At 35.1% G+C, this 4,246-nt stretch carries 3 protein-coding genes and 1 pseudogene; all 4 read right to left on the bottom strand.

Annotated features, from left to right (window positions below):
- Positions 1–1,884, bottom strand: a 1,884-nt coding sequence (locus tag ACP6PK_RS12225) for an NACHT domain-containing protein (RefSeq protein ID WP_426559833.1), incomplete at its 3' end; no start/stop codon positions are given.
- 15 nt (positions 1,885–1,899) lie between these two features.
- A complete protein-coding gene (locus tag ACP6PK_RS12220) occupies positions 1,900–2,193 on the bottom strand; it encodes a hypothetical protein (RefSeq protein WP_426559832.1) in 294 nt (97 codons plus the stop codon).
- Between the two features lie 57 nt (positions 2,194–2,250).
- A pseudogene (locus ACP6PK_RS12215) lies at positions 2,251–2,826 on the bottom strand (hypothetical protein).
- A 383-nt stretch (positions 2,827–3,209) separates the two neighbouring features.
- A complete protein-coding gene (locus ACP6PK_RS12210; protein ID WP_426559831.1) occupies positions 3,210–4,154 on the bottom strand; it encodes a tetratricopeptide repeat protein in 945 nt (314 codons plus the stop codon).
- Positions 4,155–4,246: the final 92 nt, after the last annotated feature.

Here is a 4,246-nt window from a genome sequence, read left to right as displayed (position 1 = left end):
CACATCCCAATTCTCATCAGACACAACCCTTTGTTTGAGTAATTCCAAAATTCCCGACTCATTTTTCCAACCAGTTGCTATTTGTCGCACCGCTTCAAGTCGCACATCCCAATTCTCATCAGACACAACCCTTTGTTTGAGTAATTCCAAAATTCCCTCTTCATGTTTCCAACCAGTTGCTATTTGTCGCACCGCTTCACTTCGCACACTCGAACTATGATCAGACACAACCCTTTGTTTGAGTAATTCTAAAATTCCTGGTTCATGTTTCCAACCAGTTGCTATTTCTCGCACCGCTTCAAGTCGCACACTCGAACTATGATCAGACACAACCCTTTGTTTGAGTAATTCCAAAATTCCCTCTTCATGTTTCCAACCAGTAGCAATTTGTCGCACCGCTTCTAGTCGCACATCTGAGTCATCATCATATAAAACCCATTGTTTGAGTAATTCAAAAATTCCGGGTTCATGTTTCCAACCAGTAGCAATTTGTCGCGCCGCTTCCCGTTGCACATTCCAGTCATCATCATACACAACCTTTTGTTGAAGCCAAGTATAGGTTAAAGGATCATCTCTCCAGGTTACAGCTATCACTTCCACAGCTTGAGTACGAATTGCACAAACTAGGTCTGCTTCATCACTCAAAAATGAGTAAGAATAACGAAGATCATATTCAGTCAAATCTTTTAACCTATTTAATAACCGAGACTCCAAATCACCGATACTCTGACGACTCCTAACTTCAAAGAAACACTTGCCAGCCAAAAATAAATTCTTAAACTGTTTCTCTTCACCCTCTTGCTCCATCAAATAACTAATAATTTCTCCCACAAATTTAGCATCAATTATCCCCGCAATTAACCGCAAAACTTCATGCCATTTTTCATCCTGCCAATGCTTACCAAAAGTACCATTTATCAACCCATCTATTCCCAGAGTTTGTGTTTCCTTAAACTGCCAAACAAACTCCCAAGCACAGAAAAATTCCAAAAAAGTCCGATGCACAAAAGCATAATATTCAGCCCCAACAAAACACAAAACAAAATTACGACTCCGCAACTGTTCAATCAGCGCCTTAGCCATAGTTATAGTTGTCGCATCATTAATATTTATACTTTTGAGATAATCCGAAATAATCCTTTTTAAATCCTTTTCAGCAATCAAATTACCAGCCAAACCTTCCTTATTTCCCTGCATAAAAAAAGCTATTTGACGCAACATTGCCTGTTTATCTTTATAGTCAATAGTCATCGGGTCAATCTTCGCATCAACCAACGCCCTTTCTGCATCCCACTGTTGTAATAAAACTCGCGAAGCTTGATTATAAAGTTCTGCTCTATCTCTCGGCAATTCTTGATGACGATTCAAAATAGCCATCATAGTTAATAACAGGGGATTTTCCGATAATTGCTTAATAGCTGAAGAATCATTAATTGCCCGTTTCAACCTTTCTCTTTTCCTCTCCCTTTCCGCCTCATTCTGATAAGTCAAATCATGCCAACGTTGAATAAAATCCTCAACTTGTTCCGCTTCTAAATCTTGTAACATAAAATGATAAAACTCAGCATCCCGGAGTTTTTGTGGCTTATAACCAATCACCCGCGAAGTAACAATAACCCGCACATTTTTATAGTTATTTGTAAACCGATGAATATTAGTAATTATTTCCTCTCGTTTAGCAGGGTCGAAAACTTCATCCAATCCATCAAACATCACAATAGCATCACCATTTTGTAATTTTGCATGAAGTTCCTGCTTAGGTAAATGACAAACTACCCCACTACCATTTTCCAGAAAATCTAGAAAATTATTGCATTTATTCGCATCATAGTTACGCACATAAGTCCGCAGTTCAATTAACAAAGGAATTGGGTATAAAGGCAAATCTTTCGGCGATAATTATGCCCATTTTAGAGCGATATATTGTAATAAAGTAGACTTACCAGAACCGGGGTCGCCCAGAATAACTAAATACTGATAATTTTTATCTTCTACTAACTCTAAAACCGAGCGAGTTTGCTGTGCAAAATATCTGCCTCGGAAAATTTCCAATTGTTCTGGAGAAAAATCTGAGTCAAGCTGCCCACTATCTTTTAATTGTTTCAAATATTCTTTAGGAATTTCATGTACTTGAGGCATAAATTCTTGAGATTCCCGCACATTTTGAGGAATAAAAATTCGCCATAATTTCAAATCATTATAACTATAACCACTCGTATCTAAACTTTCTAATTTAAGATTTCCATATTGTTATCGGATTCCCTCTTGATGTTTTATCAGGTCAAATTCCGGTCTAATTTCATAGTTTTGATTTGCCAATTTCTCCAAATTTTCAGAATCTAATATTTCCCGTAATTCATCCTACTCTCGAATAATCTTTTTAACCCTTCTCCGATATTGCTCGGCAACAAAATCCCAATTAAATTCATCTGGCAAAGGTGGATTAATTTCATTTCCAATAGTAGCTAATGTCTTAGTATCCAAAATTTTTACATCATTATCAAATGCACTAACCAGAACTTCTAAAACTGACTTATTTTTAATAAACTGTTTTAAGGGTTTAGTGTATTGCTTTAACTCACCTTCACTCAAATCAGCATTTTCTAACTCTTGCTCTACCAAATCTAAAAAATATTTAATTGCTTGTGCCGTGGCTTTTTGTAAAGATTTTCCATTTTTTATCCCACCAATAGCATCAGAAATACCTTGTTTAAAAAAGTCTTTAACATAGTCTTCAGCAGTCCCCTTAGCTAATTCTCCAATAACTTCCTGAGCAATAAATTTAACCGCTTCACTACCCCCCCAAGCAATTAACAATTCAATCATAATTATTTAACCTCTTATGTATTAGTTATTTTTAATTATATAGCACCACACATTTAGGAAACCGACATTGTTGGGTAAGGGTTTGGTGACGAAACCCCTACGATATTGAAAGAGAAAAACATTTTTATTTTACCTCTTATGGATTAGTTATTTTTAATTATATAACACTACACATTTAGGATTTAGGAAACCGACATTGTTGGGTAAGGGTTTGGAGAGCAAACCCCTACGATATTGAATTGTAATGATACTATCGGATAAGGTATAAAGCCTCTCCATTCATGGAGAAAAAAGAAAAAAAATACTTTTAGTCAATCCTCTTCTTTATAAGAAGAGGTAATTATTAATTATTAATTATTAATTGTTGAACTCCTTCTTCCTTTCTAATACATAATATCACCTTCAATTAAATCCTGAAACTTAGGATTCAAACGAATATTACCAAAATCAGTATCAGTTCTTGCCATCTCTCGGTAGGGTTTACCAGCACCAAAATTAATTGCTTGTTCCAAATTTTCAATTGCTAAATATACCTTCTCCTGCAAAGCATAACAACGAGCTTTATTATAGTAAGCCAAAGAATAATTTGGTTGAATTTTTATGGCTTCATCAAAACAAGCGACCGCCTCATACCACTCTCCTAAATTTGACAAAGCTTGACCTAAATTATTCCAAGCTTCCTGATAGTCTATTTTAATTTCTATTGCTTTCTCATAACTAATAATTTCTCCTTCCGTATCTCCTAAATAAAATAAGGTTCTTCCTTTAAAATTCCAAGCTGCATAATGATTGGGTTTAAGTTTTATTACCTGTTCAAAACATTTCAAAGCTTCCTGATACCTTCCTAGCTCAAATAATGCCTTACCTTGATTATCCCAAGCTTGATATAAATTTGGTTGAATTTTTTTTGCTTGTTCGTAATTTTCAATAGCTTCTCGGTAATGTCCTAAACTATTCCAAGAATTTCCTAAATTGTACCAAGCTTGATATAAATCTGGTTGAATTTGTATTGCTTTCTCAAAAGAATTGATAGCTTCCCGATATCGCTCTAAATCATTCAGTACATTCCCTCGATTATACCAAGCAAAATGAGAATTTGGTTTGAGACTTATAGCCAGATGAAAATCACTTAAAGCTAACTGTAATCTACCGATTCTTTTATAGGCATTACCTCGATTATTCCAGGCTTCGGGATAGTCTGGTTTAATTTTTATTGCCTTATTAAAAGCAGTAATAGCCTGTTGATATTTTCCCAATTTACTCAGATTTACTCCCACATTGTACCAGCCCTGATAGTCATCTGGGGAGATTTCTGTTTGTCCATCCATTTCATTTTTCCAGGAAGAAGGAAGTCAGTTATTCAGTTATTAGTTATTATTTATCAGTTATAGCAGTTATAAATGTTGGTTGTAAAATTTTA

This window comes from Dapis hubbardiae BLCC-M172 (assembly GCF_050016015.1).
Taxonomy (GTDB): domain Bacteria; phylum Cyanobacteriota; class Cyanobacteriia; order Cyanobacteriales; family Microcoleaceae; genus Trichodesmium.
This window is presented reverse-complemented; position numbering and strand designations above follow the sequence as displayed.

Excerpts from the sequence above, each read along its gene's own strand:
- ACP6PK_RS12210 (WP_426559831.1), bottom strand. The coding sequence starts at position 4,154 with ATGGATGGACAAACAGAAATCTCCCCAGATGACTATCAGGGCTGGTAC.